Annotated in this window: 20 protein-coding genes; 11 read left to right on the plus strand and 9 right to left on the minus strand. The window is 71.6% G+C overall.

Features of this window, described 5'->3' with window-relative positions:
- Positions 1 to 184 precede the first annotated feature (184 nt).
- Positions 185 to 1,102 carry an SDR family oxidoreductase gene (locus tag ACIBTV_RS29750; protein ID WP_396710223.1) on the minus strand — a complete coding sequence of 306 codons (918 nt, stop codon included), beginning with the start codon at positions 1,100 to 1,102 and terminating at the stop codon, positions 185 to 187.
- A 123-nt stretch (positions 1,103 to 1,225) separates the two neighbouring features.
- On the opposite strand from ACIBTV_RS29750, the gene ACIBTV_RS29755 reads away from it, so the two are divergent.
- Positions 1,226 to 1,801 (plus strand): TetR family transcriptional regulator, encoded by a 576-nt coding sequence (locus ACIBTV_RS29755; protein ID WP_396710225.1) that lies wholly within the window; start codon positions 1,226 to 1,228, stop codon positions 1,799 to 1,801.
- 116 nt (positions 1,802 to 1,917) lie between these two features.
- Here the strand turns inward: ACIBTV_RS29755 and ACIBTV_RS29760 are convergent, their stop codons facing one another.
- The 3 genes from ACIBTV_RS29760 to ACIBTV_RS29770 form a co-directional block, all read right to left on the minus strand.
- Positions 1,918 to 3,753 (minus strand): glycoside hydrolase family 15 protein, encoded by a 1,836-nt coding sequence (locus ACIBTV_RS29760; RefSeq protein WP_396710227.1) that lies wholly within the window; start codon positions 3,751 to 3,753, stop codon positions 1,918 to 1,920.
- A gap of 31 nt (positions 3,754 to 3,784) precedes the next feature.
- Positions 3,785 to 4,261: a hypothetical protein gene (locus ACIBTV_RS29765; RefSeq protein WP_396710229.1), complete on the minus strand. Its 477-nt coding sequence runs from the start codon at positions 4,259 to 4,261 to the stop codon at positions 3,785 to 3,787.
- Between the two features lie 271 nt (positions 4,262 to 4,532).
- Complete coding sequence (locus ACIBTV_RS29770) at positions 4,533 to 5,573, minus strand: DUF4034 domain-containing protein (RefSeq protein ID WP_396710231.1); 1,041 nt, start codon at positions 5,571 to 5,573, stop codon at positions 4,533 to 4,535.
- A 191-nt stretch (positions 5,574 to 5,764) separates the two neighbouring features.
- Here ACIBTV_RS29770 and ACIBTV_RS29775 point away from each other — a divergent pair, with 191 nt between their 5' ends.
- From ACIBTV_RS29775 to ACIBTV_RS29790, 4 genes are read left to right on the plus strand one after another with little or no spacing between them, the layout of a single operon-like run.
- A complete protein-coding gene (locus tag ACIBTV_RS29775) occupies positions 5,765 to 6,475 on the plus strand; it encodes a ThuA domain-containing protein (protein WP_396710233.1) in 711 nt (236 codons plus the stop codon).
- The gene (locus tag ACIBTV_RS29780) at positions 6,445 to 7,581 is read left to right on the plus strand and encodes a Gfo/Idh/MocA family protein (protein ID WP_396710234.1); all 1,137 of its coding nucleotides are present in this window, start codon (positions 6,445 to 6,447) and stop codon (positions 7,579 to 7,581) included. The genes ACIBTV_RS29775 and ACIBTV_RS29780 overlap by 31 nt, the downstream gene beginning before the upstream one ends.
- Positions 7,582 to 7,626: 45 nt before the next feature.
- Positions 7,627 to 8,301: a DNA polymerase beta superfamily protein gene (locus ACIBTV_RS29785; protein WP_396710235.1), complete on the plus strand. Its 675-nt coding sequence runs from the start codon at positions 7,627 to 7,629 to the stop codon at positions 8,299 to 8,301.
- Positions 8,298 to 9,044 (plus strand): DNA polymerase beta superfamily protein, encoded by a 747-nt coding sequence (locus ACIBTV_RS29790; protein ID WP_396710237.1) that lies wholly within the window; start codon positions 8,298 to 8,300, stop codon positions 9,042 to 9,044. The genes ACIBTV_RS29785 and ACIBTV_RS29790 overlap by 4 nt, the downstream gene beginning before the upstream one ends.
- Positions 9,045 to 9,315: 271 nt before the next feature.
- Here the strand turns inward: ACIBTV_RS29790 and ACIBTV_RS29795 are convergent, their stop codons facing one another.
- Both ACIBTV_RS29795 and ACIBTV_RS29800 read right to left on the minus strand, forming a co-directional pair.
- The gene (locus tag ACIBTV_RS29795) at positions 9,316 to 9,792 is read right to left on the minus strand and encodes a nitroreductase/quinone reductase family protein (protein WP_396710239.1); all 477 of its coding nucleotides are present in this window, start codon (positions 9,790 to 9,792) and stop codon (positions 9,316 to 9,318) included.
- Complete coding sequence (locus ACIBTV_RS29800; protein WP_396710241.1) at positions 9,789 to 10,568, minus strand: glucose 1-dehydrogenase; 780 nt, start codon at positions 10,566 to 10,568, stop codon at positions 9,789 to 9,791. Before ACIBTV_RS29800 ends, ACIBTV_RS29795 begins: the two co-directional genes overlap by 4 nt.
- 145 nt (positions 10,569 to 10,713) lie before the next feature.
- Between ACIBTV_RS29800 and ACIBTV_RS29805 the strand changes: the two genes are divergently transcribed.
- A complete protein-coding gene (locus ACIBTV_RS29805; RefSeq protein ID WP_396710243.1) occupies positions 10,714 to 11,358 on the plus strand; it encodes a TetR/AcrR family transcriptional regulator in 645 nt (214 codons plus the stop codon).
- Positions 11,359 to 11,422: 64 nt separating this feature from the next.
- On the opposite strand, the gene ACIBTV_RS29810 is transcribed toward ACIBTV_RS29805, so the two are convergent.
- Positions 11,423 to 11,770, minus strand: coding sequence for a DUF2568 domain-containing protein (locus ACIBTV_RS29810; protein ID WP_396710245.1), 348 nt, complete (start codon positions 11,768 to 11,770; stop codon positions 11,423 to 11,425).
- Between the two features lie 274 nt (positions 11,771 to 12,044).
- Here ACIBTV_RS29810 and ACIBTV_RS29815 point away from each other — a divergent pair, with 274 nt between their 5' ends.
- The gene (locus tag ACIBTV_RS29815) at positions 12,045 to 13,016 is read left to right on the plus strand and encodes an aldo/keto reductase (protein ID WP_396710247.1); all 972 of its coding nucleotides are present in this window, start codon (positions 12,045 to 12,047) and stop codon (positions 13,014 to 13,016) included.
- A 247-nt stretch (positions 13,017 to 13,263) separates the two neighbouring features.
- Complete coding sequence (locus ACIBTV_RS29820; protein ID WP_396710249.1) at positions 13,264 to 13,776, plus strand: CAP domain-containing protein; 513 nt, start codon at positions 13,264 to 13,266, stop codon at positions 13,774 to 13,776.
- Between the two features lie 175 nt (positions 13,777 to 13,951).
- Here ACIBTV_RS29820 and ACIBTV_RS29825 read toward each other — a convergent pair whose 3' ends face one another.
- Entirely contained in the window at positions 13,952 to 15,799 is a 1,848-nt protein-coding gene (locus ACIBTV_RS29825) for a ricin-type beta-trefoil lectin domain protein (protein ID WP_396710251.1), read from the minus strand.
- 254 nt (positions 15,800 to 16,053) lie between these two features.
- Here ACIBTV_RS29825 and ACIBTV_RS29830 point away from each other — a divergent pair, with 254 nt between their 5' ends.
- From ACIBTV_RS29830 to ACIBTV_RS29840, 3 genes are all read left to right on the plus strand, one after another.
- Positions 16,054 to 17,499 (plus strand): hypothetical protein, encoded by a 1,446-nt coding sequence (locus tag ACIBTV_RS29830; protein ID WP_396710253.1) that lies wholly within the window; start codon positions 16,054 to 16,056, stop codon positions 17,497 to 17,499.
- A 152-nt stretch (positions 17,500 to 17,651) separates the two neighbouring features.
- Positions 17,652 to 19,478 carry a S8 family serine peptidase gene (locus ACIBTV_RS29835; RefSeq protein WP_396710254.1) on the plus strand — a complete coding sequence of 609 codons (1,827 nt, stop codon included), beginning with the start codon at positions 17,652 to 17,654 and terminating at the stop codon, positions 19,476 to 19,478.
- Positions 19,479 to 19,519: 41 nt separating this feature from the next.
- Positions 19,520 to 20,716: a S8 family serine peptidase gene (locus ACIBTV_RS29840; protein WP_396710255.1), complete on the plus strand. Its 1,197-nt coding sequence runs from the start codon at positions 19,520 to 19,522 to the stop codon at positions 20,714 to 20,716.
- Positions 20,717 to 20,870: 154 nt separating this feature from the next.
- On the opposite strand, the gene eccCa is transcribed toward ACIBTV_RS29840, so the two are convergent.
- On the minus strand, positions 20,871 to 24,908 hold the full coding sequence (gene eccCa, locus ACIBTV_RS29845) for a type VII secretion protein EccCa (protein ID WP_396710257.1): 4,038 nt from the start codon (positions 24,906 to 24,908) through the stop codon (positions 20,871 to 20,873).
- Positions 24,909 to 25,018 lie beyond the last annotated feature (110 nt).

Raw genomic sequence — 25,018 nt, forward strand, 5'->3', positions numbered from 1 at the left:
CGGTTGTCCTCACAAACCATCGATGATCAACGCGGTGGCCGTCTTCATGCCCCCGCCACGCCCAACGCCGAAGCCAAGTGACGTTGGAGTACTAGCCCTTCCCGCCCCCAGTGGTCGGGTCGGCGGTGCGCACCAGGCACCCCGGCCCGACCCGGGTGTCTTGATCGCGGGACGCTGGTTGTCGTCAGGCATGCTCCTCATCGACGGTGAGGTAGTCGCCGTGCCGCAGATCCTGTAGCAGGCCTTCGCGGGTGGGCGTCCAGCCGAGCAGTTGCTGGGTGCGGATGCTGGAGACCGGGGCGTCGACGCCATAGAGCATTCCCATGAACGGGCTCACGTAGTGGGTGGCTGCCTGGTCCTTGGTGAGGGAGGCGGTGGGCAGGCCCAGACCCTGGCCGATCGTCTCGGCGATGTCCTTGAAGGCGATACCAGTCTCGGCCACCCCGTGCAGCACACTGCCGGCAGGAGCTTTCTCCAACGCGAGTCGGAACAGCTGCGCCGCGTCCTGCCGCTGCACGGCGGGCCACCGGTTGGCCCCGTCGTCCACGTACGCCGACACGCCGCTCTTGCGGGCGGTCGCGATCAGCATGGGAATGAACCCGTGGTCGTGCGGCCCGTGCACGGTCGGGGCCAGGCGTACGACGATCGCGCGCACTCCCCGTGCGGCGAGAGCCAGACAGGCCCGCTCGCCGGCGACCCGGAACCCCGCAATGCCGTCAGCGAGAGGTTCATCGGTCTCGTCACTGAGCCGATTCAGGGGCATGACGAGAGTTCCGGACGTGATGATCAGTGGCTTGCCCGTGCCTTCCAGGACTTGGCCGAAGGTGTCGATCGCGTTGATGTCCCGCCGCATCATCTCCTCAGGCTTGGCGAAGTCACCGCCGTAGCCCATGTGCAGCACGCCATCGGCAGCGGCAGCGCCGCGGCGCAGGCTGTCGAGGTCGTCCAGTGAGCCCTCGTGCACGGCAGCGCCCAGTGCGCGCAGTTTGGTCGCGGAGGCTTCGGAGCGTGCCAGACCGGTAACCGTGTGTCCGGCGGCAAGCAAATCGGCGACGACGGTGGGGCCCGTCTGTCCGGAACCACCGGTGACGAAGACATGCATGGCGATCTCCTGTAATGCCAGCGACTGGCACTTCTTAGTGCCAGTCAGTGACTTTACAGATAGCGCCAGCGAGTGGCGCAACGTGGCGCCAGTCACTGGCGCTAAGGCGCGTATCCTGGATGCGTGCCACGAAGCGGAGCAGACGCGCGCCGCCGCCTACAGCAGGCGGCCCTGGACCTCTACCGGGAGCGGGGCTTCGATCAGACCACCGCGGCCGACATTGCGCAGCGTGCCGGGGTGAACGCGCGGACGTTCTTCCGGCACTTCCCGGACAAACGTGAGGTGCTCTTCGATGGCGAGGCTGACCTGCGAGCTGCGCTGGCGCAGTACGTACGTGAAGCGCCCGATGGCTCGACGCCGGCCGAGGTGCTGCTGCATGCCTTCCGTAAGGCCGCACACATCCTGGAAGACAACCGGGCCTTCGCCGAGCCGCGGCTGGCGCTGATTGCCGAGACGCCGACGCTGCGCGAGCGCGACCTTGCCAAGGGCGCGGCGATGGCCGCCTCCGTCGCGGAGGGTCTGCGTGGCCGCGGCGTCGACGACCGGCTGGCCGATCTGGCCGCGCACACCGGATGGGCCGCCTTCCATCACGCGGCCCAGAACTGGATCGACGACCCCGCGCCAGGGTTGCAAGCGCACTTGGTGCGAGCCTTCGCGGAGGTGAACGCGCTGTTCGGGGCGGTAACGCCGCCGAGTTGAACGGTCACCAACCGCGCTCCGCGATCGCACCATCGAATCCGCCGGCCGGGTAGCGCGGTGTCGGGGGCTGCGGCGGCTGCCGATCACCCCGACGACGACCGACAGGATGAACCCATTCAAGATCGAGAAGGCTCGCCCTGGTCAGTGGGGGCGTCGCGAATCGCGAGCGCGGCCTGGACGAGCGCCGCGTGGGTGAGCGTCTGCGGATAGTTGCCGATCTGGGTCCCGGTCGCGGGGTCCAGCTCCTCCGCGTAAAGGCCGAGCGGACTGGCGTAGTCGAGGATGGCCTGGAACATCTCGATCGCCTCGGCCCGGCGTCCGGTGCGGGCGAGGGCTTGGACCAGCCAGAACGAGCAGGGCAGGAACGCGCCTTCGGTGCCCGGCAGACCGTCCCGTCCGGGCGGGTAGCGGTAGAGAAGCGGGCCACCGGCGGACAGTTCCTCCCGGATCGCGTCGATGGTGCCGCGCACCCGCGGCGACTCGACGCTCTCCATCTCCAGCAGCGGCAGGACGAGCAGGGCCGCGTCCAGATCCGCCGAGCCGTAGGTGCGGACGTAGCTGGCCGCCGTCGGGTCGACGCCGGAGGATCGGATCTCGGCGGCGATGGCGTCGCGCTCCTCCCGCCAGCGTCGACGTTGACGGTCTGGCAGGGGGTGGGTGTCGGCGATGCGCAGGGCCCGGTCCAGCGCGAGCCACCCCATGAGCTTCGAATGGACGTGTTGGGCGGGTTGACGGACCTCCCAGATGCCGGCGTCGGGCTCCTGCCAGCACCGGGCGACCACGTCGGCGAAGCCGCGTACCGCCCGCCACGTCTCGCTGCGGAGGGGCTGCCCGGCCTGCACGAAAGCCCAGGCGGCGTCGATCACCCAGCCGTAGCCGTCGAGTTGGTGTTGCCCGGCCGCGCCGTTGCCGATCCGCACCGGGACGCTGCCGAGATAGCCGGGCCAGCCGGGCAGGTCCCGTTCCGCCGGTACGGTGCGGCCGTGCAGGGTGAGCAGCGCCGGCAGGCGTGGCCGCTGCAGCCGGCTGGCGTGCAGCAGCCACGCGAGGAACCCACGGGCCTCGTCCGGCTTGCCGACGCTGAGAAACGCGCTCACGCCGATGCTGGCGTCACGGGGCCAGACGTAGCGGTAGTCCCAGTTGCGTACCCCGCCGGGGTCCTCGGGCAGCGACGTGGTGGGTGCGGCCACCGGCGCTCGCGAGGGTGAGTAGGTCAGCAGCCGCATGGTCAGCAGGCTCCGTACGACCTCCTCCCGGAACGGCAACGACCCGTCGATCTCGGCGGTCCAGGCCCGCCAGCGCTGCTCGTCCGCGCCGAGCAGTTCCCAGGCCCACGCGGGGTCGACGTGGATCAGCGGCTCCCGGTAGGCCACGGCCAACACGAGGGTGAGCGGCCGGCCCGGTCGAATCCTGATCAGGACGGGCCGACCTGGTTCGATCGTGAGGGCCTCGGAGCCGTCCAGCGAGACCGCGAGAGCTCCCCACTGACACACCAGGGCCGGGCCCCGGTGGTGGACCCGGGGCGGGCGGTGCCGTACGCCGAGGCGGGGGTCGAACTCGACGACGGCGTCGACCGTCGCGTCCTCGGTGGACAGCCGTCGCACGATCAGCGTCGTGGGGAGCAGTCGGCCGCTGACCTCGGTCACCATGGCCTCGGTGAGGGTGAGCCGATCGCCGCCCACCGCCCAGGTCGTCTCCAGGGTGGCGGTGTGCGGCCGGTAGCGGCGGCCGGCGACGGTGGCCGGTGCGGCCGGGCCGACGCGGAACGTTCCCGCCTCGGGTCCTCCGACCAGCCGGCCGAAGAGCGGCTCGCCGTCGAAGCGGGGCACGCAGAGCCAGTCGATCCCGCCGTCGGCGGCGACGAGGGCGGCGGTGCGGGTGTCACCCAGCAGCCCGTAGTCGCTGATCGGTGTTGGAGGGCGGGGAGGGGTCGGGTCTGATCCATCGATCATGGAGATCGTTCCTGACAAGGCCCGGTGCGGGTCAGCCGGCGTGCAGGAGCAGCCCGAGGACCACTCCGTAGATGATGTGGACGACGGCCGCGACCACGGGGGTCTGGATGCCGTAGTTGACGGCGAGCAGGCCCGGTGGCTCCAGGACGGCCGTGCTGGTCAGGCCCGCCCGCTGGGACGCCATGCGTGGGTGGACACCGGGGAACAGCGGCAGCAGCACCGTCAGTGCGATCCCGACGTGGACAGTTCCGAGCAGGGCTCCGATCCACCAGGTGGCGCGGTCCAGCAGGGCGAACGTGGCCGCGTAGCCGAGCGCGAAGCCCTGCCCGGCGGCCAGGTGGATGAAGAACCCGATGACCCGGGCGCGGTCGGGATCCTCGGTGACGAGGGTGCCGAGCACCAGGGGGAAGTCGAGACGGGTGAGACCGGCCAGTTGCGCGGTGATCTGCGCCGCGGTGAGCGCGGCGGTGGCGACCAGTCCGAACAGCGCCCACCCGGCCCAGTCCATCTCAGCGGGATCGGCCGAGGTGGCCGTCGGCAGTCGGTGGTCCCTCGGTCATCGGTCCGTTCTCCGGCTGGAAATGTGAAGGCCGGCGGCCCTGAACCGGACGCCCGCGCGGGACGACGGCCGTTCCGGACTTACACCTTAAGTCACAGTTCCATGCTCTGTGGTCTGCTCGCCGAGATGCAACCAGAGAACCAGCCGAACTCGGCGGGGCCCGCTGCGGGGCTGCCCGATACACCAGCCCGGGCGGACCCACGCAACCCGATGTCGGTGGTCAGGCGGCTGCGCGGGCGCGACGGCGGGCCCGGATGAAGGCGGCGTCACCACGTGTGCCGCCCCACCAGGCCCACGGCACACCGGTCACGTACCGGCCGATCGACGCGAAGACCGGCGCGGCATCCGCGTGGCGGCCGGTGCGCGCCAACCCGTACGCCAGGAAGTTCAGGTCGTTGAGCCAGTCGGCGTGCCGACCGGCCGGCCGGCGGAACCACTGCTCCAGTGCGTTGTCGAGGTCGGCCCGCATGACCGGGTCCTGCTGCCACCGCTGGCCGATCTCCTCGGCGGTGACGCCAGGGGTCTCGCGTTCCTGCTCCCACAGCGCCCACTCGGCGGCGGCCCGCACCGGCAGCACGTGCAGCGGCGAGCCCGCGGGCGCCGTGGCCGCGACCGACCGGGCGAAACCGAACATCGCCTCGTGCGAACCACTCCACTTCCGGCAGTGGTAGGTCAGCTTCTGGACGTGTCCCTCCTGATGCCATTGGTCCCGCTGGATCAGCTCACGCCAGGTCTCCTCGACATCCTCCGGTGCCGCGCTCTGGTCGACCATGAGATCCAGACGGATCGCCCACGGCGTGGGGTCCTCGGGCGCCAGCCGCATCGCCAGGTCGTTCACCTGACCGGCCAGGTGCAGCAGGCGGCCGAACTCCGCCCACTGCTCCGGGCGGACCGTGGCGGCCCAGTCCTCGCCGCGCACCTCCCAGGCTCGTGCCATCAGCGACCGGGCCCGCACGAGCTGCGCATCCGGGTTGGTGGGGGAGCGCGCCGCCCAACGGTCGGTCCAGGCGGCGTCGGTGTCGACCCGGCCCGTCGTACGGTCGATTCGCGATCCCAGCCCGCCGGCGGTCGATTCGGCCAGTACCCGGACGTAGCGGGCCCGACGGTCGTGGTCACCGCGGGTGGCGGCCAACGCCGCCCGGGCCGGCCCGTCGTCGGAGCCGTACCGCGCCTGCGTGCACGCCTCGCGCAGCACGGCGTCGTCTTGGGCCGGGTTGGTGTCGATCTGGCGGGTGAGCAGCCGCCACACGGTCGAGAACATGATCGATGATCATAGCCGTCGACGCGCTGTCCCAAGTGGACCGGCGAGCGGTGGATCCTGAGTCCGGGGGCGCTGACGTTTGCGGAATCCATGAGTACGGTTTCAGGGGCGCGACAGGCACGGGCGTCGGCGGCAGGTCGCCGGGGCGCAAGGGCCGGCCCGGTGGCGACCGGTCGTGGGAGGGAGCGAGGGTGGCGCAGCGGAGAGCACTGGTGGTTCGGGGCGGATGGGAGGGGCACCAGCCGGTCAAGGCGACGGAGCTGTTCATTCCCTTCCTCGAACGCAACGACTATGCCGTACGGGTCGAGGAGTCGACGGAGATCTACGCCGATGCCGCCGAGATGGCCGCCACCGACCTCGTCGTGCAGTGCGTGACGATGTCGCAGATCACCTCGGACCAGGTGGCGGGCCTCAGCGCGGCGGTCATCGCCGGTACGGGGTTCACCGGCTGGCACGGCGGGATCGTGGACTCGTTCCGCGCGTCGTCGGACTACCTGCACCTGGTGGGCGGCCAGTTCGCGACCCATCCGGGTCAGGAGCCGTGCGAGCGTCGCGGTGGCCCGGAGGACAACTTCCTGCCGCACACGGTGCGCCTCACCGAGCTCGGCCGCCAGCATCCGGTCACCGCGGGAATCGAGGACTTCGACCTGCTCACCGAGCAGTACTGGGTGCTGCACGACGACCTGATCGACGTACTGGCCGTCACCACCCACCCCACGCAGCCGTGGCACCCGTGGCACCGGCCGGTCACCTCGCCGGCGATCTGGACCCGCCTGTGGGGCGCCGGGCGCATCGTCGTGACGACCCCGGGGCACAGCCTTGACGTGCTGGAGCGGGCAGAGGTCAGGACCATCATCGAGAGGGGGATGGTGTGGGCGACCCGCACCGCGTCGGCGTCGTAGGTCTCGGGGTCATCTCCCGCGCATACCTCGACACACTCGCGAACCATCCCGCGGTGAGCATCGCCGCGCTGGCCGACCTCGACGCCGCCCGGTCGGCCGCGGTCGCGGCCACGATTCCCGGCGCCGAGGCGGTGAGCGTCGAGGGCCTGCTCGCCCGCCCGGACGTGCAGACGGTGCTCAACCTGACGACCCCGGCGGCCCACGCCGACATCTCGCTGCGCGCGATCGAGGCGGGCAAGAACGTGTATGTCGAGAAACCGCTCGCCGTTGCGCTCCCGGACGGCCGTTCGATCGTCGAACGGGCCGCATCGGCTGGTGTCCGCCTCGGTTGCGCGCCGGACACCGTCCTGGGTACGGGTACGCAGACAGCGCGGGCGGCGATCGACGGTGGGCTCATCGGGCGCCCGATGTCCGCGTCGGCCGTCATGGTCACCCCCGGGCACGAGCGCTGGCACCCCAACCCCGACTTCTACTACACGGCGGGCGGCGGCCCGTTGCTCGACATGGGGCCGTACTACATCTCGGCGCTCATCCACCTGCTCGGGCCGGTGCGCGCGGTGCGCGGAGCCGCCAGCCGCCTGCGCACCGAACGGGTCATCGGCTCAGGCCCGCGCACCGGGCAGCGGATCCCCGCGGAGGTGGACACCCACGTCACCGGCGTGCTCGAGCACGCCAACGGTGCTCTCTCGACCATCACCACGAGCTTCGACGCCGTCGCGACGACGGCCGCGCCGATCGAGGTGCACGGGGAGACCGGCACGCTCGCCGTACCCGATCCGAACGCGTTCGACGGTGAGGTGCGCATCTTCGCGCTCGGCGGCACCGAATGGCGCGTACTCGAACCCCGGGCCGGTTACGCCGAGGCTTCCCGCGGCGTCGGGCTGATCGACCTCGTCAGAGCCGACGATCAGCGTCCGCCGCGCGCCGGCGGCGACGTCGCGCTGCACGTACTCGACACGATGACCGCCCTGCTCCGGTCGGCGACCGAGGGTCGGCGGGTCGAGCTGACGACGGCGGTTCGGCGGCCCGCACCCGTTCCGCTCACTCCGGCCGAGACCTGGAAGGCGTACCGCGCGGACGACGGCTGCCGGTCCCGATCGGCCTGAAAAACGATCACGCGTGTCGGGTGGCGTTGGGTAGCGTTCCCGGGCGTGATCGAGCTTGTCGAACGGCACACCGTGCTCGCCGTCGTGGTCGGATCGCGGGCGTACGGGCTGCACGGCCCGGGTTCCGACCACGACCGGCGGGGCGTGTACGCGGCACCGACGCGCGCCTTCTGGCGCCTCGACAAGCCGCCCACCCACCTGGACGGGCCGGCGGTGGAGCAGTTCTCCTGGGAGTTCGAACGGTTCTGCGTGCTCGCCCTGCAGGGCAACCCGACGGTGCTGGAGGTCCTCTGGTCCCCGCTGGTCGAGACGATCACCGAGGACGGACAGCGGTTGCTGGCGGCGCGGCGGGCGTTCCTGTCGCGGCGGGTGGCCGAGACGTACGGGAACTACGCCCGGGATCAGCTCGACCGGGTGGCGGCCCGGCGGGAGCGCACCGGCGAGACGAACCACAAGCAGGCCATGCACATGATCCGGCTGCTGGTCGCCGGGGCGCACGTGCTGCGGACGGGGGAGGTGCTGGTCGACGTTCGGCACCTGCGTGACCGGCTGCTCGCGGTGCGGCGCGGCGAGCTGCCCTGGGACGAGGTCACCGCCTGGGCGGGGCAGCTGTTCGTGGAGCTCGCCGAGGCGGCCGCCACCACCACCCTGCCGGATCAGCCCGACCGGGAGGCCGTGGATCGGCTGCTCACGGACGTACGCGAAAGGAATCTGCAGTGACCATCGAGGTGCCGCAGTGGGCCGCCGACGCGGCCCGCGCCCTGCCGCGTCCGCTGCTGTTCGCCACCGTCAGTGGCGCGCACCTGTACGGGTTCGCGTCCGTCGACTCCGACCTCGATCTGCGGGCGGCGCACCTGCTCGCGCCCGAGGAGGTGGTCGGGCTGCGCGGCGGGCCGCAGACGTTGCAGCACACGGGCGTGCGCGACGGTGTCGAGCTGGACGTGGTCAGCCACGATCTGCTGAAGTTCGCCACGCTGTTGAACAGCCGCAACGGCTACGTCCTGGAGCAGCTGCTCTCGCCGCTGGTCGTCGTGACCACGGCGGTGCACGCCGAGCTCGTCTCGCTGGCCCCGCGACTGGTCACCCGTCACCACGCGCACCACTACCTCGGATTCGCCGCCGGCCAGGAGAGGCTGTACGCCAGGACCGGGCAGCTCAAGCCCGCGCTGTACACGCTGCGGGTCCTGCTCACCGGGATCCACCTGATGCGGACCGGCCGCGTGGAGACCGACCTCGCTGTGCTCGGGGCGGGCTTGGCGTACGTGCCGGATCTCATCGCCGCCAAGCGGGAGGCCGAGCACGGACCGCTCCCGGCGGGAGCAGCGCGACGCCTCGCCGCCGACGTGCCGCGGCTGCGCGCCGAGCTCGAAGCGGCTCGGGACAACTCGGCGCTACCGGAGCACGCGGACCCGGCGGCCGTGGACGCCCTGCACGACCTGGTGGTGCGGACGCGATTGGGGTGAGCCAACCAGCCACCAGGTGGTCGGCGCGTGGGCTACCACCCCGAACGGCTCGTGGGCCGGCGCGCTTTGGCTCGAGACGCTGGCCGCTGACGACGATCCCAAGCTCGTCGAGGCGGCAGGAGGTTGTCAGATCGGATCGGGCGAACGCACCTTCGACCGTGACAGCTATCCCGGGACCGCCGCGCCGGCTACACCCTCATCTGGCGAAGAGCCGCTCTAGCCGCGACACACCGAATCCCTAGGAATAGGTCATCTCTCGAGCGGTCCGCGATTACGGCCGCTGGCGGAAGCTGACGCGCATCAGCCGGCTGTCGGCCCAATCTTCGAGCCGTGTCGGTCGGATGGTGCCGGGATTGTGGGGCTGGTTGAGATCCGCGACGATCTCCGCCAGCACGGCCTGACGCTCGGCTGGGTCGGTGACCGGCGTGGCCCGTGCGGGCAGATCTGCGCGGATCCCGTTCTTGAGGTGGAAGGTGAAGGTGGGATTGGCGAGAAGGTTGGCATGCCAGTCGGTCGCGGCGCCGCCAGCGCCGCTGCACAGGTAGGTTGCGCCCGCGGCTCGGTAGAAGAAGATCTCGATGCGGCGTGGTCGGCCGGTGCGGCGCCCCAGCGTCGTGATGTCGATGATTCGCTCCCTGGTGCCCGCGGCGGGCGTGATCTCGATGGCCCGCCGGATGGGGTCGGGCAGAGGGGACAAAGACGCGTCTCGGGCGAAGTCGTTCGATCCGGTCGTGTCTGGAGTGCTCATGCGGTCTCTTTCTGGAGGGCGGGGCCGAGGAGAAGCCCACCGTCGATGACGTACTCCGAACCGGTGATGAACGACGCGTCCGATGACGTGAGGAAGAGGAGAAGACGGGTGACGTCGGTCGGCTCGCCGAGTCGGGGGATGGCGAACGGCTCGGGTGAGTAGAAGTCGGCGATCGCGGCCGTGGCACCGGCCGCTGGTTCAGTGATGAAGGACGTCGCGATCACGCCGGGGTGGATGGTGTTCACCCGGATGTGGTCGCGGCCGAGTTCGAGCGCTGCCGTTTGGGTGAGTCCTCGCACGGCCCACTTGCTGGCGACGTAAGGCGCGTAGCGGGCCGTGCCACCCAGCCCCATGGTCGAGGCGATGTTGACGATGGCTCCCCCCGCCGCGCGGCGCAGAGCCGGGGTGGCGACCTTGATGCCGAGGAAGGCCCCGGTGAGGTTGATGTCGAGGATGCGCGACCACGTGGCCTGCTCCGTATTCTCGATCGGTGCCGGCGGGTTCTGGACGCCCGCGTTGTTGACGAGCACGTTCAGGGCGCCGAAGGCGCTTTCGGTGGCTAGCACAGCGGCGGACCACGAGCTCTCGTCGGTGACGTCGAGGCGGGTGAAGCGAGCACGGGGCCCGAGTTCGTCGGCGAGAGCGGCGCCGCGTTCGGCGTCGATGTCGCCGATCATCACGTTCGCTCCCTCCGCGTGAAAGGCGCGTACGTGGCTCGAGCCCTGGCCGCCGGTCCCACCGGTCACGAGCACGGTCTGGTTGTCGAAGCGGTTCAACAGATCTTCCTTCGGCACGAGGAGTGTCCGGCCGGGATCATCGGCGATGAGAGCCGACCGGTGGTGAGTCGAGTGACTCATCTCTGATCTGACGCTACGTCGGCGTGAATGGCGAGTCAAGCCACTCACCTCGTATGCTCGCTCCATGAACAGGATCGCGACGACGTACCACCAGCGAGTCGCCCAGGAGAAGCGCGCGCTGATCGTGACGGCCGCGACCGCACTGTTCCTCGAGATGGGCTACGACCGGACGTCGCTGGCGCAGATCGCCGAGCGCTCCGGAGTCTCGCGGGCCACCTTGTTCAAGCAGTTCCCGAGCAAGGCTGCCCTGTTCGGCGCCATCGTCGCCGAGTCCTGGTCGACAGCTGACGAAGAGGGTCCGCCGCCGGCGGGCAACCTCGTCGACGGGCTCAGCACCATCGGTCGCCGCTACGCTGAGCTGCTGAGCCAGCCTCAGATGACCGACCTGTTCCGAATCGTCATCGCCGAGCTGCCGCGTTTCCCCGAGCTGGCCCACGCGCAGTTCTTGCATGGGAAGATGCCCTACTTCGAGTCCGTACGCGGCTATCTCCTAGCCGAGCGGGAAGCAGGAACGGTGCGGGTCGAAGACGTTGACCTCGCAGCCACCCAGTTCCTGGGCATGATCTCCAACTACGTCTTCTGGCCGACACTCCTGGTGCCGGGCTGGGAGGTGAGCGCCGAACGCGTCACCCAGGTGGTCGACGAGGCCGTTCGCACCATCGCCGCCCGCTATGCCGCGACTGGAGCAGAGACGTCCACTAGCGACTGATCCCGTCGACCGCGACCAAGTCTCACCACCACCGCTCTCAGTCTGTCGGGGTCGCCGAAGCTGGCTACGCGGCTGTTTCCGGGGCGCGGCGCAGCAGAACGGTCACGGCCACCCAGGCGGCGACCAGGGCGAGACCGAGCCATGCGTGTCCGAGCAGGGCGAGCATCGCCCCACCGAGCACGAACCAGCCACCCTGGAACGCGCGCTTGGCCGATGGTCGCAGCGGCACCCGGGCCTTCGGTGAGCCGAGGGCACCCCAGAGCGCGGCGAGTAGCAGCGGCACGGCGATGGCAGCGAGCAGCCGGACCGCGCTGGGCGCGTCCAGCGCCCAGCCCCAGCGCGCGCCGATCGCCAACACGGCGAGTTCCAGCAGGAAGACCAGCAGCAAGCCGAGTCCCCGGATGACGGTCACCACCCCGCACCCCTCGGGGGCCGTCGCCAGCCACATGCGGGGCCAGTGGCTGCGACCAGGCGCTGGTGCGAGCGGCTCGCGTCGCGGGGTGGGCCGAGGCGACCAAAGCTAACTATCATAGCTGCAAAGCTAATGGCGCTAGCCGACATTCGTCAAGCGCTCGACCGGCTGACCGCTGCGCGGGTGGATACGGCCGTCCTCCGCGCGGTCGCCGGCCTGACGCCGGAGTACTGTGCGCTGGGGCGGAACCCACCCCGCCCGCGACGGAGGCATCGTGCAGTACGTGCGGCTGGGCTCGACCGGTCTGGAAGTGTCCCGGGTCTGCCTGGGAACGATGAGCTACGGCGACCCCGCCCGGGGCAACCACGCCTGGTCCCTGCCCGAGGACCAGGCGCGGCCGTTCATCCGGCAGGCCCTCGACGCCGGCATCACCTTCTTCGACACCGCGAACGTCTACTCCGACGGCAGCAGCGAGGAGATCGTCGGCCGCGCGCTGCGGGACTTCGCCAGCCGCGACGACGTCGTCATCGCCACCAAGGTGCACGGACGGATGCGTCCCGGCCCGAACGGCGCCGGCCTGTCCCGCAAGGCGATCAACGCCGAGATCGACAACAGCCTGCGCCGGCTCGGCACGGACTACGTCGACCTTTACCAGATCCACCGCTTCGACCACGCGACGCCGATCGAGGAGACCCTCGAGGCCTTGCACGATCTGGTCAAGGCCGGCAAGGTGCGCTACCTCGGCGCGTCGTCGATGCACGCGTGGCAGTTCGCCAAGGCCCTCTACCTGGCCGACCTGCACGGCTGGACGAGGTTCGTGTCGATGCAGAACCACTACAACCTGCTCTACCGCGAGGAGGAGCGGGAGATGCTGCCGCTCTGCGCGGACCAGGGCATCGCGACGATCCCGTGGAGCCCTCTCGCCCGTGGCAAGCTGACCCGGGACTGGGGCGTGAGCACCAACCGCACCGAGTCGGACGAGTTCGGCCGCACCCTGTACCGCGGCTACGAGGAGACCGACCGGGCGATCGTGGAGGCCGTCGCGGCGGTCGCCGCCAACCGGGGTGTGCCCCGCGCGCAGATCGCGCTGGCCTGGGTGGCCGGCCGGGTCACCGCGCCGATCGTCGGCGCGACCAAGCCGCACCACCTCGACGACGCCGTCGCCGCGCTCGACATCGAGCTGACCGACGCGGAGATCGAGGCGCTCGAAGCTCCCTATCGGCCACGTCCGGTGGCGGGCTTCTAGACAGGTGGTGTCGAAGGGCGGGTGACCACGCTACCCGCCCTGCGCGGACCCGCCCGGCGCGAGTGACCCAGGAAGGTCGCGCGGCCGGGCGGCCGCCGATCGCCGTACGCCCCGCGGGCAGGTGCGCTCCGGCTTCGGTGCATCATCGGCAGGCAGACCCGCGACATGCCGAAGAGGACGAGGCATGCCGAAAAGGAGAAGGTGTGAACATCGGGGATCGCCCGTGCCGGTCCGGGGAGCCGCGAGGATGACGAAGGTGCCGCCGCCGCGTCGGTTCCATGAACTGAACGAAGACGACGACTATTTCGTGGGGGGCGGATCCGGGCGGGACGCCCTGACCCGTTCCGCTCGACCAGCGGTCAGCATCGGCCCTGACACCTACCGGACCCACCTCGAGGACACGGTGGTGCGCCTGACCAACCAGGTCAGAGTCAAGGCGGGTGTGCCCCCACTGGAGATCAATGAGCTGCTTCGCCAAGCGGCGCGCAGCCACAGCGCCGACATGGCACGGCGCCGCTTCTTCTCCCACAACGACCCGGATGGCGTGACGCCCTTCGAGCGCATGTGGGCACACGGGTACGCCGAGCCCGCCGCGGAGAATCTCGCTCACGGCCAGCGGCAGCCGCAGCAGGTGATCCATGCCTGGCTGAACAGCCCCGGGCACCGCGCCAACCTGTTGCACCCCGACTTCGCCACCATTGGTGTCGGCGTGCACTTCGACAGCGGTCCGTGGTGGACGCAGAACTTCGGCTACGAGTGAGAGCCGCCGGGCTGCGCGGGTGCGGAGTCGCGCGTCGCGCGAGGATGGCCAGGGCGGCCGGGACGTACGCGCCCTGATGCCGGAGATCGACGTGACAGCGGTGGTGGTAGCGCTTGGTCCACCACCACCGCCGACCGTCACTCCACGCCGATGATCGTGTTCAAGGCGGGGAGCCTCATCGGCTCCACTTCTGGTTGTCGGTGCCCATGCAGGTCCACAGCTGCAGCCGCGTTCCGTTACTGGTCTGCTTGTCCTTCACGTCCACGCACTTGTCCGCCTTCTTGTTGACGATGTCGTGGGACTTGTTCAACGCGATCAACTGCGACGTACTGCCGTTGCAGGTGCTCAGAATGATCTTCGCGCCGTCCGCGGTCGAGCCCCCCGATACGGTCATGCACCGACCGAACGCCCGCAGCGTCCCGTCGCTGTAGGCCGTCCACGCCTGGTTCGGACCGCCGTTGCAGGTCCAGATCTGCAGCTGAGGGTTGCTCGTGTACGCGCCGTCCGTCACGTCGAGACACTTGCCGCTGGCATGGCTGACGATCTGCACGGCTCCGGTCAGCGGCGTCGGGCCGGCCGGCGTCGTGCTGGTGGTCGGTGGCTTCGTCGGCTGCTGGGTTCCGCTCGAGGTCGTACCGCTGCCGGACGTCGTGCCGCCACCGGACGTCGTGCCGCCGCCGGACGTCGTGCCGCCGCCGGTGGACGTGCCGCCACCGGAGGTCTTACCACCACCCGAGGTCGTCGCCCCCTGAGCCAACTCCGCGGGGGAGTGGCTCGACGGGGCGCCGGCCTCGCCGGGCGTACGTGACGGATCGCCCGCGGCAGTGGTGGGTCGAGGACCCGGCAGCCGCGAGTCGCGCTGATAGTCGGCGAGGTAGCCCTCGGTCAGGGCGATGAATTCGCGCACCGCCGGCGAGTCCGGCACGCCGCCGGCGCGTTGCACCGCCTCGGGTCCCCACTGGAACGCCGCGAGCGCCTTCTGGTACGGGTCACCCTCGCCCACCTGCTCCAACTCCTCAACCAGGCGGCACATCACCGCGCCCAGCGCGACGATGGCCTGCTGGGGATACCACGGCGAGGTGATCGTGGCATTGGGGGCGTACTCGGCCCACACGGCAGGGTTGAACTGCGCGATGCCCTGCGTCCCGTTGGCGCCGAACAGATTCGGGTTGAACGCCGAGGAGGCCATCAGCTGGGCGGCGATCCGGGTCGCGGGCACCGCCGCGCAGTCCTTGCCGGCGGCCACGATCGCCGGCAGGTACGCGTCCGGCACCGGTACCGCCGGCGTGCCCGCGGTCGGGGCGACACCGCCGACGGGCCCGGGCGAGCGGTTGGGGCCGCTTCGGCGGAACTCCGGCTGGCGGGCGTACCAGGCGGCGTAGCCGGCCACCGTGCTGACGTACTCCTCGGCGTGATCCGGGATACCGTCGGCGTCGCGCACAGCCGGCACTCCGGAGTGGTACGCGGCGAGCGCCAAACGCCACTGCTCACCCTTCGCCGTGTGCCGCCGGACCTGGCCGGAGAGGTCACACATGTAGTGGGCGAGCGCCACGATGTTCGCCGCCGGGTCCTCCCGCCGCGCCTGCGGGCCGGGCTTCCAGTCGGTCCACACCGCCTCGCTCAGACCGGCGACGCCCTTGCCCGCGCGCTCGGAGCGGGCGGCCGGATCGAATCCGGACTCGGCCATCAACTGCCCGGCGAGTCGGGCGGGGGACAGCGTCGGACAGGCGAGCGCGGCCGCGGAGATCGCCTGAACCTGACTGGCCGGGACCGCCCGGCCGGCACGGACCCCGTCGTCACCGAATCCGAAGCTGAAGCCGGAGACGGCTGCCACCCCGGACGCGGCGGACAGCGACAGCAGCACGGTGGCCGCGGCGATCCGCCGTCCCGGGGCGTTGAGCCAGGCCAACCCGCCGGAGGGCTTGCGTGCGTCCGGGGTGAGCGGCGCCGACGGGCGTTGCGCGCGCACGGGCGCGTTGACGAGCAGTTTGCGCAGCTTCGAGCCGCTACCGGCGCCGGGCATCGATCGCATCCTGGTTGTTCCTCCCCGCGGGCGTGCAGTCTCCGGATGCACGACGGTCCGCAGGGCCTGCTGGTTCATCAATCCGACGAATTGCTTCCAGGGGTCGCCGTGGGATCGGGCGGTGACGCTGTTCGTCGGGTGCGGGCGGATCGCGTACGGTCTTGGCCGTTCCGGCGGGTGGACGTTCGGCGAGGGATGGTGCGCGGATGGGCAGGCGGGTCGGGAACCGCGGTGGTCGATGCGGAGGTTTGCGGGTGCGCTCGGCGAGGGCGGGTGTCGGTGGGCTGCGCGTCGGCCTGATGCTGCCGCTGCTCGGTGTCGCCGCGCTGCTGGGACCGCTGCCCATGGCGACCGCGGTGCTGGCCGGTGCGCCGCAGAGCGCGGAGGCGCCCGGGCGGGCGGGCAGTCCGGCCCCCACGGCCAGCGTCGCGGCGGACGCGGGGCAGACCCGGTACTACGTGGTCGCCGCACCCCGGGACGGCCAGCGCGAGTACCTTTACCAGATCGCGGTGCAGACGCTCGGCGACGGCAACCGTTACCGGGAGATCTTCGAGCTCAATCGGGGCCGCCCGCAGCCGGACGGTGGTCGCCTTACGGACCCGTTGGCGGCGCTGCAACCGGGCTGGGTGCTCGAGTTGCCGGCTGACGCCGATGGCGAGGCGGTGCGGGTCGGCCCTCTCCCGATGCCGTCGGCAGCCCCGTCTGCGGGCCCGACCACCGTCGGCAACGGTACGAGCGCAACCCCGTACCTCGTCGGCGGCGGGTTGCTGGTGGTGGCGGTCCTGCTCGCCGCGGGGCTGTGGCTGCACCGGACCCGCCGCCGGACTCACAAGCCCGCGCCGGCGCCCGGCCTGGCTGCGGAGACGTCCTCGAAGGTCGACTCTGCACCGGCTGAACCCGCGACGGTGCCGACGGAGACCGTGGCGGTGCCGGCGGAGACCGTGGCGGTGCCGGCGGAGACCGTGGCGGTGCCGGCGGAGACCGTGGCGGTGCCGGCGGAGACCGTGACGGTGCCGGCTGAACCCGTGGTGGTGCGGGCTGAGGCGGCGGCGGCCCCGGCGGAGACCGTGGCGGCGCCGGTCGAGACCGTGGTGGACCCGGCCGGCACCCGACAGGTTGTCCCGGCCCAACCGGTGGCAGCGATGGGGGAGTCGGGACGCGTCATCGTCGTTCTCGACTCGCTGGCGGGTGACCCGCCGGATCGGCTCGACGTACGCCTGATCGGAGTCGCTGCCGGCGCTGCTCGCGGCGTGCCCTGTGCGTGGGTTCGCGACGAGTCGCTCGCGGACGCGACGCTGCCGTTCGTCCTCGGGCGCCAGGGCGGGCGACGGTTCGTCGCCGACCTCGCCGCCACCCCCGACATCCTCACCATCACCGGCACGCCGACGGCCGCGCGCAGGCAGGCACGCGCGATGGCCGAGCAGCTCCGGGCGGCCGGGCTGGCGGTGACCGTCGTCGGCGACCTGCTCGGTGCCGACCTTCCGCACGGATGCCGGCGGTTGGCCACGTTCCCGACCGCGGAGCCGGAGATCGCGGCCCTGGCCGGGCCCGGCGTCATCCTCAGCGGCGGGCTGAGTGGCGTGGAGCTGACCACCGCGCGCGGCCTGGCCGCACGCACCGGCCGGCACGTGGTGCCGGTGCTGGTCGGCGAGGTGATGCGAACCCGCTGGTCGGTCCGGGCCACGGAGCCGAAACCCTGACCGAGCCGCCCGGCGGCTCTCCCCGGCCTGAGGGCTGATCGAGGCGGAATTTGAACCAAGGGGCGCGCGGCAGCGTCGTCGGGGAGGGCGACTCTGCGGTGTGACCCACAGCGTCGCCTTGCGAGCACACCGCGAGGCGAAGGAGACCGTCTGTGACGGCGAAGGTACGGGCCTTGTCCAGCGTGCTGGGCTGCGCGGCCCTGGTGGCTGCCCTGACGCAGGTGAGCGGAGCGAATGAGTCGCCGAGCGTGGCAGTGCCGGCGTCCGCGTCGATGCCCGTCGCGGTGATGCCGACCCCCACACCGTCCACGCCCGGCGGGCCGGCCCAGAACGACGCGTTCGTCAAGTTCTACGCGGTGGCCGCGGGTCAGGACGGGCCGGAAACCCTCGCCGCGATCGCCAAACGGCTTCTCGGCACCGCCAGCCGGGCCGAGGAGATCTACCAACTCAACGTCGGCCGACGGCAACCCGACGGTCAGGCTCTCACCGAGTCGAGGCAGCTACGCGCCGGCTGGTCGCTGATCCTGCCCTGGGACGCGGTCGGCGACGGCGTACGCGTCGGTCCGCTCCCCAGCGAAGCGCCGGCCGGTGGCACCGGCCCGGGATCGCCCCCGCCGCCGCCCCCGCCCGCGCCGCCGCGCACCGGTCCGTCGTCGGGACCGTGCGCCAATTCCCTGCCCACTCGTGCGGACGCGGGGTGGGCCCAGCAACGGATGACGCCCGATCAGGCGTGGGGGCGTACGCGGGGCGACGGTGTGCTGGTCGCGGTGGTCGACTCCGGCGTGGACGCGGCCACGGTGGGACTTCGCGGGCGAGTCGCGGTGGGGGCGGACATCCCGGCCGGTAGCGGTCGCGGTGACATCGATTGCCTCGGCTCGGGCACCGCGATGGCGAGCATCATCGCCGCCGGTGTGCCCGGCTCCGATGCCCGGAGCGCGGAGCGGGGCAACCCGGTGGTCGGGATGGCGCCGGAGGCGATGATCCTGCCGCTGCGGGTGGTGGGGGAGACGGCGCAGTCGACGGCGGCGGACGCCGCGACCGCGATTCAGGTCGCGGTGTCCGCGGGCGCCCGGGTGATCGCGCTCGGCGCCTTCGTGGACCTCTCGGACGCCGCCGTGGCGCAGGCGGCGCGGCAGGCTCTCGAGCATGACGTCGTTCTGGTGGCTCCGGCCCCGGCGGCCACCGACGGGTCGACGTCGCCGAGCGCCCGTAGCGGACCGGAGGGACTGCTGCGTGTCGGTGGATTCGGCCCCGAGGGTCAGCCGGCGGCGGGCTACCAGCCGTCCGGGGTGGACGTGGCCGCACCGGGGATCGACGTGGCGGCCGTCGGGGCCAACGGTTCGGGGATGCGCTCCGGCAGCGGCACCCAGTACGCGGTCGCCTTCGTGGCCGGCGCGGCCGCTCTGGTCCGGTCCGCCTACCCCGATCTGACCGCGGCGCAGGTCGTCAACCGGATCAAGGCCACCGCCGACCACACCGGAGGCGCCGACCCCGACCCGGTCACCGGCTGGGGGATGGTCAACGCGAACGCGGCGGTCACCACGGCGCTCGCCGCGGAGGCCAGGCCCGCGCCGCAGGAGGGCGGTGGTGCGCCAACGGGGCGGATCTTCAGCGTCGCGCTGCTGGTGGTGGCCGGGCTCGCCGGGGCGGCGCTGCTGTTCCGCCGCCCGCCGACGTCGCCTGGCGCAACCGGCGATGCCACGCCCGCCAGCGTGCGTCGTGCCAACCCGGGTGATCCGCTCGACGGACCGGTGGGGTCGGTCGCGCAACCCGGCGGATCCGATGCCGACCTGGGCCGTGAGGCCGATCGGGTGCGGGGTGTGTACCGCGTGGACGGGCTGTCCCCGATCGACACTCCCGCACCTGTCGACGGGGGCGTGACCTCCGGCAGCACGTCGGCCGGGGGTCACGGGCAACCCGGGACAACTGCCACCGGTACGCCCGGGTCCGGCCCGACCGGCCCCGCCGCACGCAGGTGATCCGGCCGTGCCGCGCGCTTGCCGGCGCGCTCCTGGCAGCGGTGCTGCTCTCCGGCGTCACCGGCACGGTGCTGCCGCAGCCGGCGCAGGCTGACGCCGCCACGGCGGTCGCGGCGCCGGTCAGCTCGGCCCCGGGGGCGGCCGAGCCGCCGGCGTTACCCAGGGTGACCAAGGGTTGCCTGGGTCCGTCGCCGACCGTGGTCGAGACCCCGCCGTGGGCGGTGCGTCGGATCGGCCCGTCGGCGGCCTGGCCATTGACCCGGGGCGACGGCGTGGTCGTGGCGGTGATCGACAGCGGGGTGAGCGCCGGGGCCACCGGGCTGAGCGGCGCGGTGCGCAGCGGTACCGACGTCACGCGGTCGGGTGCCGGCAACCGGGACTGCTTCGGCCGGGGTACCGCACTGGCCGGGATCGTGGCGGCGCGACCCACCACCGGCAGCGGCTTTGTCGGGGTCGCCCCGGGCGCGGCGATCCTGCCGATCCGGGTGGTGAACGCCAAGGGCGAGGTGCCGGACGGTGCGTTGGCCGCCGGCATCCGGGCCGCGGCGGCGGCGAAGGCCGACGTCATTCTGATCGGCTTCGGCACCGAGACGCCGGACGCGGACCTGCGTCGCGCGGTGCGCGAGGCGGTCAGCCGCGACATCGTCCTGGTCGCCGCGATCTCCGGCGAGAAGGCGACCGGCACCACCCAGGCTCCCGCACCGTGGTATCCGGCCGCCGACCCGGACGTCCTGGCGGTGGGCGGGTTCGACCTGAACGGCGCACCGACCGAGGAGGCGCCACCGTCGGCCGGTGTCGACCTTCTTGCCCCGGGCGCCGGCGCGGTCAGCGTCGCACCGCAGGGCCCGGGCCACTACTCGGTGGCCGGCTCCTCGGTGGCGGCGGCGTACGCGGCCGGGGCGGCCGCTCTGGTCCGCGCCTATCATCCGGACCTGTCTCAGGCTGAGGTCCGGCACCGGCTGGAGCTGGCCGCCGAGCACCCGCTCGGCACGTGGCCCGTTCCCCAGGTCGGGTACGGCATCCTCGACGTGTACAAGGCCCTGACCGCGGTGGAGCTGCGTGAGACGGCGCTGGCCACCCAGGCACCGGTGTTCCCCCCGCTGCCGGTCGCCGAGCCGGCCGACCCGAGGACGCTGATCGCCGCTCTGGTCGCCGTCGGTGTGGTCGGGTTGGCCGGGCTGGCGCATCTGTCGCGGTTGACCATCCGGTGGGGACGCCGCCGCCGCTGGCGGGCGTGACCGTCCTCGCCGGGCCCGACCCGCTCCTCCGCGGGCCGGGCCCGGCGCCGTCGACCACCCGGACGGGCGTAGTCGTCGCCGGCGCCGGGCGTGCTGGTGCCGGTGCGGTGCCCGCCGGGTTGTTCGCCTCCCCGACGGGCACCGCGGGCGCTGATCAGGCGGTCGTGGTGCCCGCCGACGCCGGCTGCTCCTCCGGCGGGATCCACGGGGTCTGGATCAGGCGTGCCCCGCGCCGGGTGCAGAGCAGCGCGCGTCCGGGTGGCAGGTGCCGCGCTTTGGTGTTGCCGAGCAACGGCCCCTCGTTCGGAGGGCAGGAGAGCGCCAGGTCCGGGCTGTTCGTCTCCTGCAACCGCCGGATCAGCGGGTCCATCGACATTCGGATCACGTTCGACGCACCCCGGGTCAGCACCAGGTGAAAACCGATGTCCGCCCCCTGGGACAGGTACGGCAGCAACGGCAGCAGCGGACTCTCGTGCCCGGCGAGCAGGTCGTAGTCGTCGACCAGGACGAACAGACGCGGCCCGGTCCACCAGTCCCGACGGCGGAGCTGCTCGGGGGTGATGTCGCTACCCGGCACTCGGGGCGCCAGACCCGCCACCGCGTCGGCCACCGTCGCCTTGGTGGAATCCGCGGAGACGGAGTAACCCAACCGGTACTCCTGCGGCACGGAGTCGAAGAGCTGCCGACGGTAGTCGACGATCAGGATCCGGGCCTCCGCCGGGGTGTACCGGGACGTCACCGCCCGGGCGAGGTGGCGTAGCAGGTTGGTCTTGCCGCTCTGGCTGTCGCCGAGCGAGGTCAGGTGCGGCAGTTCGGCGAAGTCGTGCCAGAGCGGCTGCATCGTGGCCTCGTCCAAGCCCAACGACACCTGCAGATCACTGTGTGGCGCGGGCAGCGACTCGACCGGCAACACCGCCGGCAGGGTCCGCACCGGCGGGGCCGAATCGCCCGTCCAGAACTCGCTCACCATGGACACCAGCGTCCGTACCCCGTCGGACAGGTTCTCCGGGTCGGCTTTGCCGTCGATGCGGGGCAGCGCGGCGAGGAAGTGCAGCTTGTCCGCGGTGAGGCCGCGTCCGGGCAGCTGCGGCACGGTGGCCGCCATCCGCAGGTCGACGGTCGAGTCGACCGGGTCGCCGAGGCGCAGCTCCAGCCGGGTGCCGATCTGGTCCCGCATCGCGTGGTGCACCTCGGACCAGCGGGCCGCGGTCAGCAGCAGGTGGAATCCGAAATTCAGTCCCTGCGCGGCGATCTGCCGAACCGACATCTCCAGCTGTTCGAACTCCTGACGCAGCGTGAACCAGCCGTCCACGACGAGGAACACGTCACCCAGCGGGTCGTCGGTGATCCGACCCTCCGCACGCCACTGCCGGTAGGTCTCCATGCTGTCGACACCGAGCTCGGCGAAGCGCCGCTCCCGCTGGCCGATCAAGCCGGCCACCTCGGCGATCGTACGGCTCACCCGTTCGGTGTCGAGGCGGCCGGCGACACTACCGACGTGGGGCAGCTCGGCCATCGCGCTGAGCGTGCCGCCGCCGAAGTCGAGGCAGTAGAACTGCACCTCCCGAGGGCTGTGGGTGAGGGCCAGAGCGCTGATCAACGTACGCAGCAGGGTGCTCTTGCCGCTGCGCGGTCCGCCCGCGATGCCGACGTGCCCGCCGATGCCGGACAGGTTCACCACCAGCAGGTCGCGTAGCTGCTCGAACGGCTTGTCGATGAAGCCCACCGGCGCGATGAGCCGGCCGTTACCCGGCCAGTCGAGCGCGGTGAGGCCGAGATCCGGATCCGGCACCAGCGTCGGGAGCAGCTGGTCGAGGGTCGGTGACTCGCTCAGCGGCGGCAGCCAGACCTGGTGCGCCGGCGGCCCGTGGTCGACCAACTGGGCCACCACCGTGGAGAGCACGCTGCGCTCCTTCGCCGTCTCCATGGCGGACATCCCGCCCGGGGCCTCGGAGCCGCCGTCGTCCTCGGTCGCCTCCTGCGTGCCGTCACCGTCCGCGTCGAGGGCCGTTACCGGCTCCGGTGGTGCCACCGGCTCCAACCGGTAGGGCACGACCTGCTGCTGCACCACCTCCGGCCGGGCCCGGACGACGGATTCCTTGTAGGCGCCGGAGACATACCCGGCCTTGAAACGGATCAGCGTCGACACATCCGTGCGCAGGTAACCGTTGCCCGGCGAGGGGGGCAGCTCGTACGCGTCCGGCACACCGATCACCGAGCGGGACTCCATGGCGGAGAACGTCCGCAGGCCGATCCGGTACGACAGGTGCGATTCGAGCTGGCCGATCCGGCCGTCGTCGACGCGCTGACTGGCCAGCAGCAGGTGCACCGCGAGCGACCGGCCGAGTCGGCCGATCATCACGAACAGGTCCATGAAGTCCCGGTGGGTGGCGAGCAGCTCACTGAACTCGTCCACCACGACGAAGAGCGTGGGCAGCGGGTCGAGCGGCGCGCCCTGGGCGCGTGCGCGTTCGTAGTCGAGCACGGAGCTGTACCCGCCCGATTGGCGCAGCAGCTCCTGCCGGCGCACCAGTTCACCGTGCAGCGCGTCGTGCATGCGACCGACCAGCGCGGCCTCGTCGGCCAGGTTGGTGATGACCGCTGACGTGTGCGGGAGCTGGTCCAGGCCGAGGAAGGTGGCGCCGCCCTTGAAGTCGACCAGGACGAAGTTCAGGGTCTCGGAGGAGTGGGTGGTGGCCAGCGCCAGCACCAGGGTGCGCAGCAGTTCGCTCTTGCCCGAGCCGGTCGCACCGATCAGCATCCCGTGCGGGCCCATGCCGCCCAGCGCCGACTCCTTGATGTCCAGCTCCACCGAGTGGCCGGCGGCGTCGATGCCGATCGGCACCCGGAGCCGCTCCGAGATCGAGCGGGGCGGCCACAGTTTCGCCAGGTCCAACCGCTTGACATCCGGAATGTTCAGCATCGTGCCGAGGTCGAAGTCGGAGGCGAGGGTGTCCGCCGCGGTTTCGGTGACGACACCGATCCGGTACGGCGACAGCAGCCGGGCGATCGTCGTCGCCCGGGCCACGCTCAGCCGGTCCGGCCGGGCCAGCCGGGTGCGTACCTCGTTCCCGACCCGGTCTCGCCGGACCATCAGCAGGTCGTCGCCCTCCACCGCCAGGCAGATCGAGCCCTTGCCGCTGGCCGGCGTCGGGTCGTCCAGATCGATCAGGACCGCGTTGCGGTAGCCGGCGGTCGCGAACCGGCTGTTGCTGCCGAGCCGGCCACCGTCGCGGATCACCACCACGAACGGCTCGTCGCGGCTCGGGACCGCACCCGACTCCCACCGGGGCCGCGTGGCGAACGCTTCGCCGAAGAGCCGCTCCACCGCCTCGATGCTCTCGCCCACCACCCGTACGGCGCCGGCGGCGTCATGGTCGCTGTGGTGTTGCAGGTGCGGCAGCCATTTGGACCACTCCCAGGTGGCCACCCCGTCGTCGGCCACGCAGAGCCCCAGCCGCACCTCCTCCGGAGCGTGGAACGTGACCACCTGGCTCAGCAGCGCGCGGACGAACGCCCGCCGCTCCTGCTGCTCCCCGGCGATCCGCACCTGGGCGAAGCCACGCAGGAACAGCGCGATGGGCTGGTCCGCCAGAGTGGTGTAGGCCCGGATGAATCGGCGCAGCGATTTCGCCGACAGCGGCTCCAGATCTTCGATCGGCTTGGTCTGCATCGGAGTGATCCGCATCGCGAGCCGCTGCTCACCGGTGCCGACCCGTAGTTCGAGGAAGTCCGGGTGGGCGGGGCGGCGTTCCCACCGTCGCGTGGTCATCACCAGCGACCAGAGCGAGTGCGGGTCCGGGTGTTGCCAGTCGTTGGCCTCCTGTTGGCGGGCAACGTCCTTGCGGACCCGTTTGCGGTTCTGCGCCAGGTAACGCAGGTACTCCCGCCGGTCACCGCCGAGGCGTCTCTTGCGTTCCATGCCTCCGGCCAGGACCTGGCCGAGCAGCATGCCGACCATGGCCACCGCCATCAGGCCCAACATCACGAAGGTGAGTGGCCCTCGGGACATGGTGATGTACATGAGCATCATCACGCCGGACATCAACGCCATCGGCAGCACCATCAGCGCGTGACGCATGCCGTTGCTCTGCGTCTGCGGCAACTCCGGCGGCTCTTGCAGAGTGATGTCACCGGACGGCCTCTCCGGCCCTACACGACGCGCCGGACGTCGGAACAGCTGCGTACTCAAAGGGATAGCCTTCCGCTCCGCGGGAGAACACCCGCCTCCTGGACTGGCGCCGAGGTGGCCGTGCCGAGTCCGACCATTACGACGGATGCCGCCCACGATCGGATCAACGC

The organism is Micromonospora sp. NPDC049366, from assembly GCF_044466625.1.
Lineage (GTDB): Bacteria > Actinomycetota > Actinomycetes > Mycobacteriales > Micromonosporaceae > Micromonospora.

Excerpts from the sequence above, each read along its gene's own strand:
- ACIBTV_RS29750 (WP_396710223.1), bottom strand. The coding sequence starts at position 1,102 with ATGCATGTCTTCGTCACCGGTGGTTCCGGACAGACGGGCCCCACCGTC.
- ACIBTV_RS29760 (WP_396710227.1), bottom strand. The coding sequence starts at position 3,753 with ATGATCGATGGATCAGACCCGACCCCTCCCCGCCCTCCAACACCGATC.
- ACIBTV_RS29765 (WP_396710229.1), bottom strand. The coding sequence starts at position 4,261 with ATGGACTGGGCCGGGTGGGCGCTGTTCGGACTGGTCGCCACCGCCGCG.
- ACIBTV_RS29770 (WP_396710231.1), bottom strand. The coding sequence starts at position 5,573 with ATGTTCTCGACCGTGTGGCGGCTGCTCACCCGCCAGATCGACACCAAC.
- ACIBTV_RS29795 (WP_396710239.1), bottom strand. The coding sequence starts at position 9,792 with ATGAGCACTCCAGACACGACCGGATCGAACGACTTCGCCCGAGACGCG.
- ACIBTV_RS29805 (WP_396710243.1), top strand. The coding sequence starts at position 10,714 with ATGAACAGGATCGCGACGACGTACCACCAGCGAGTCGCCCAGGAGAAG.
- ACIBTV_RS29820 (WP_396710249.1), top strand. The coding sequence starts at position 13,264 with ATGACGAAGGTGCCGCCGCCGCGTCGGTTCCATGAACTGAACGAAGAC.
- ACIBTV_RS29825 (WP_396710251.1), bottom strand. The coding sequence starts at position 15,799 with ATGCCCGGCGCCGGTAGCGGCTCGAAGCTGCGCAAACTGCTCGTCAAC.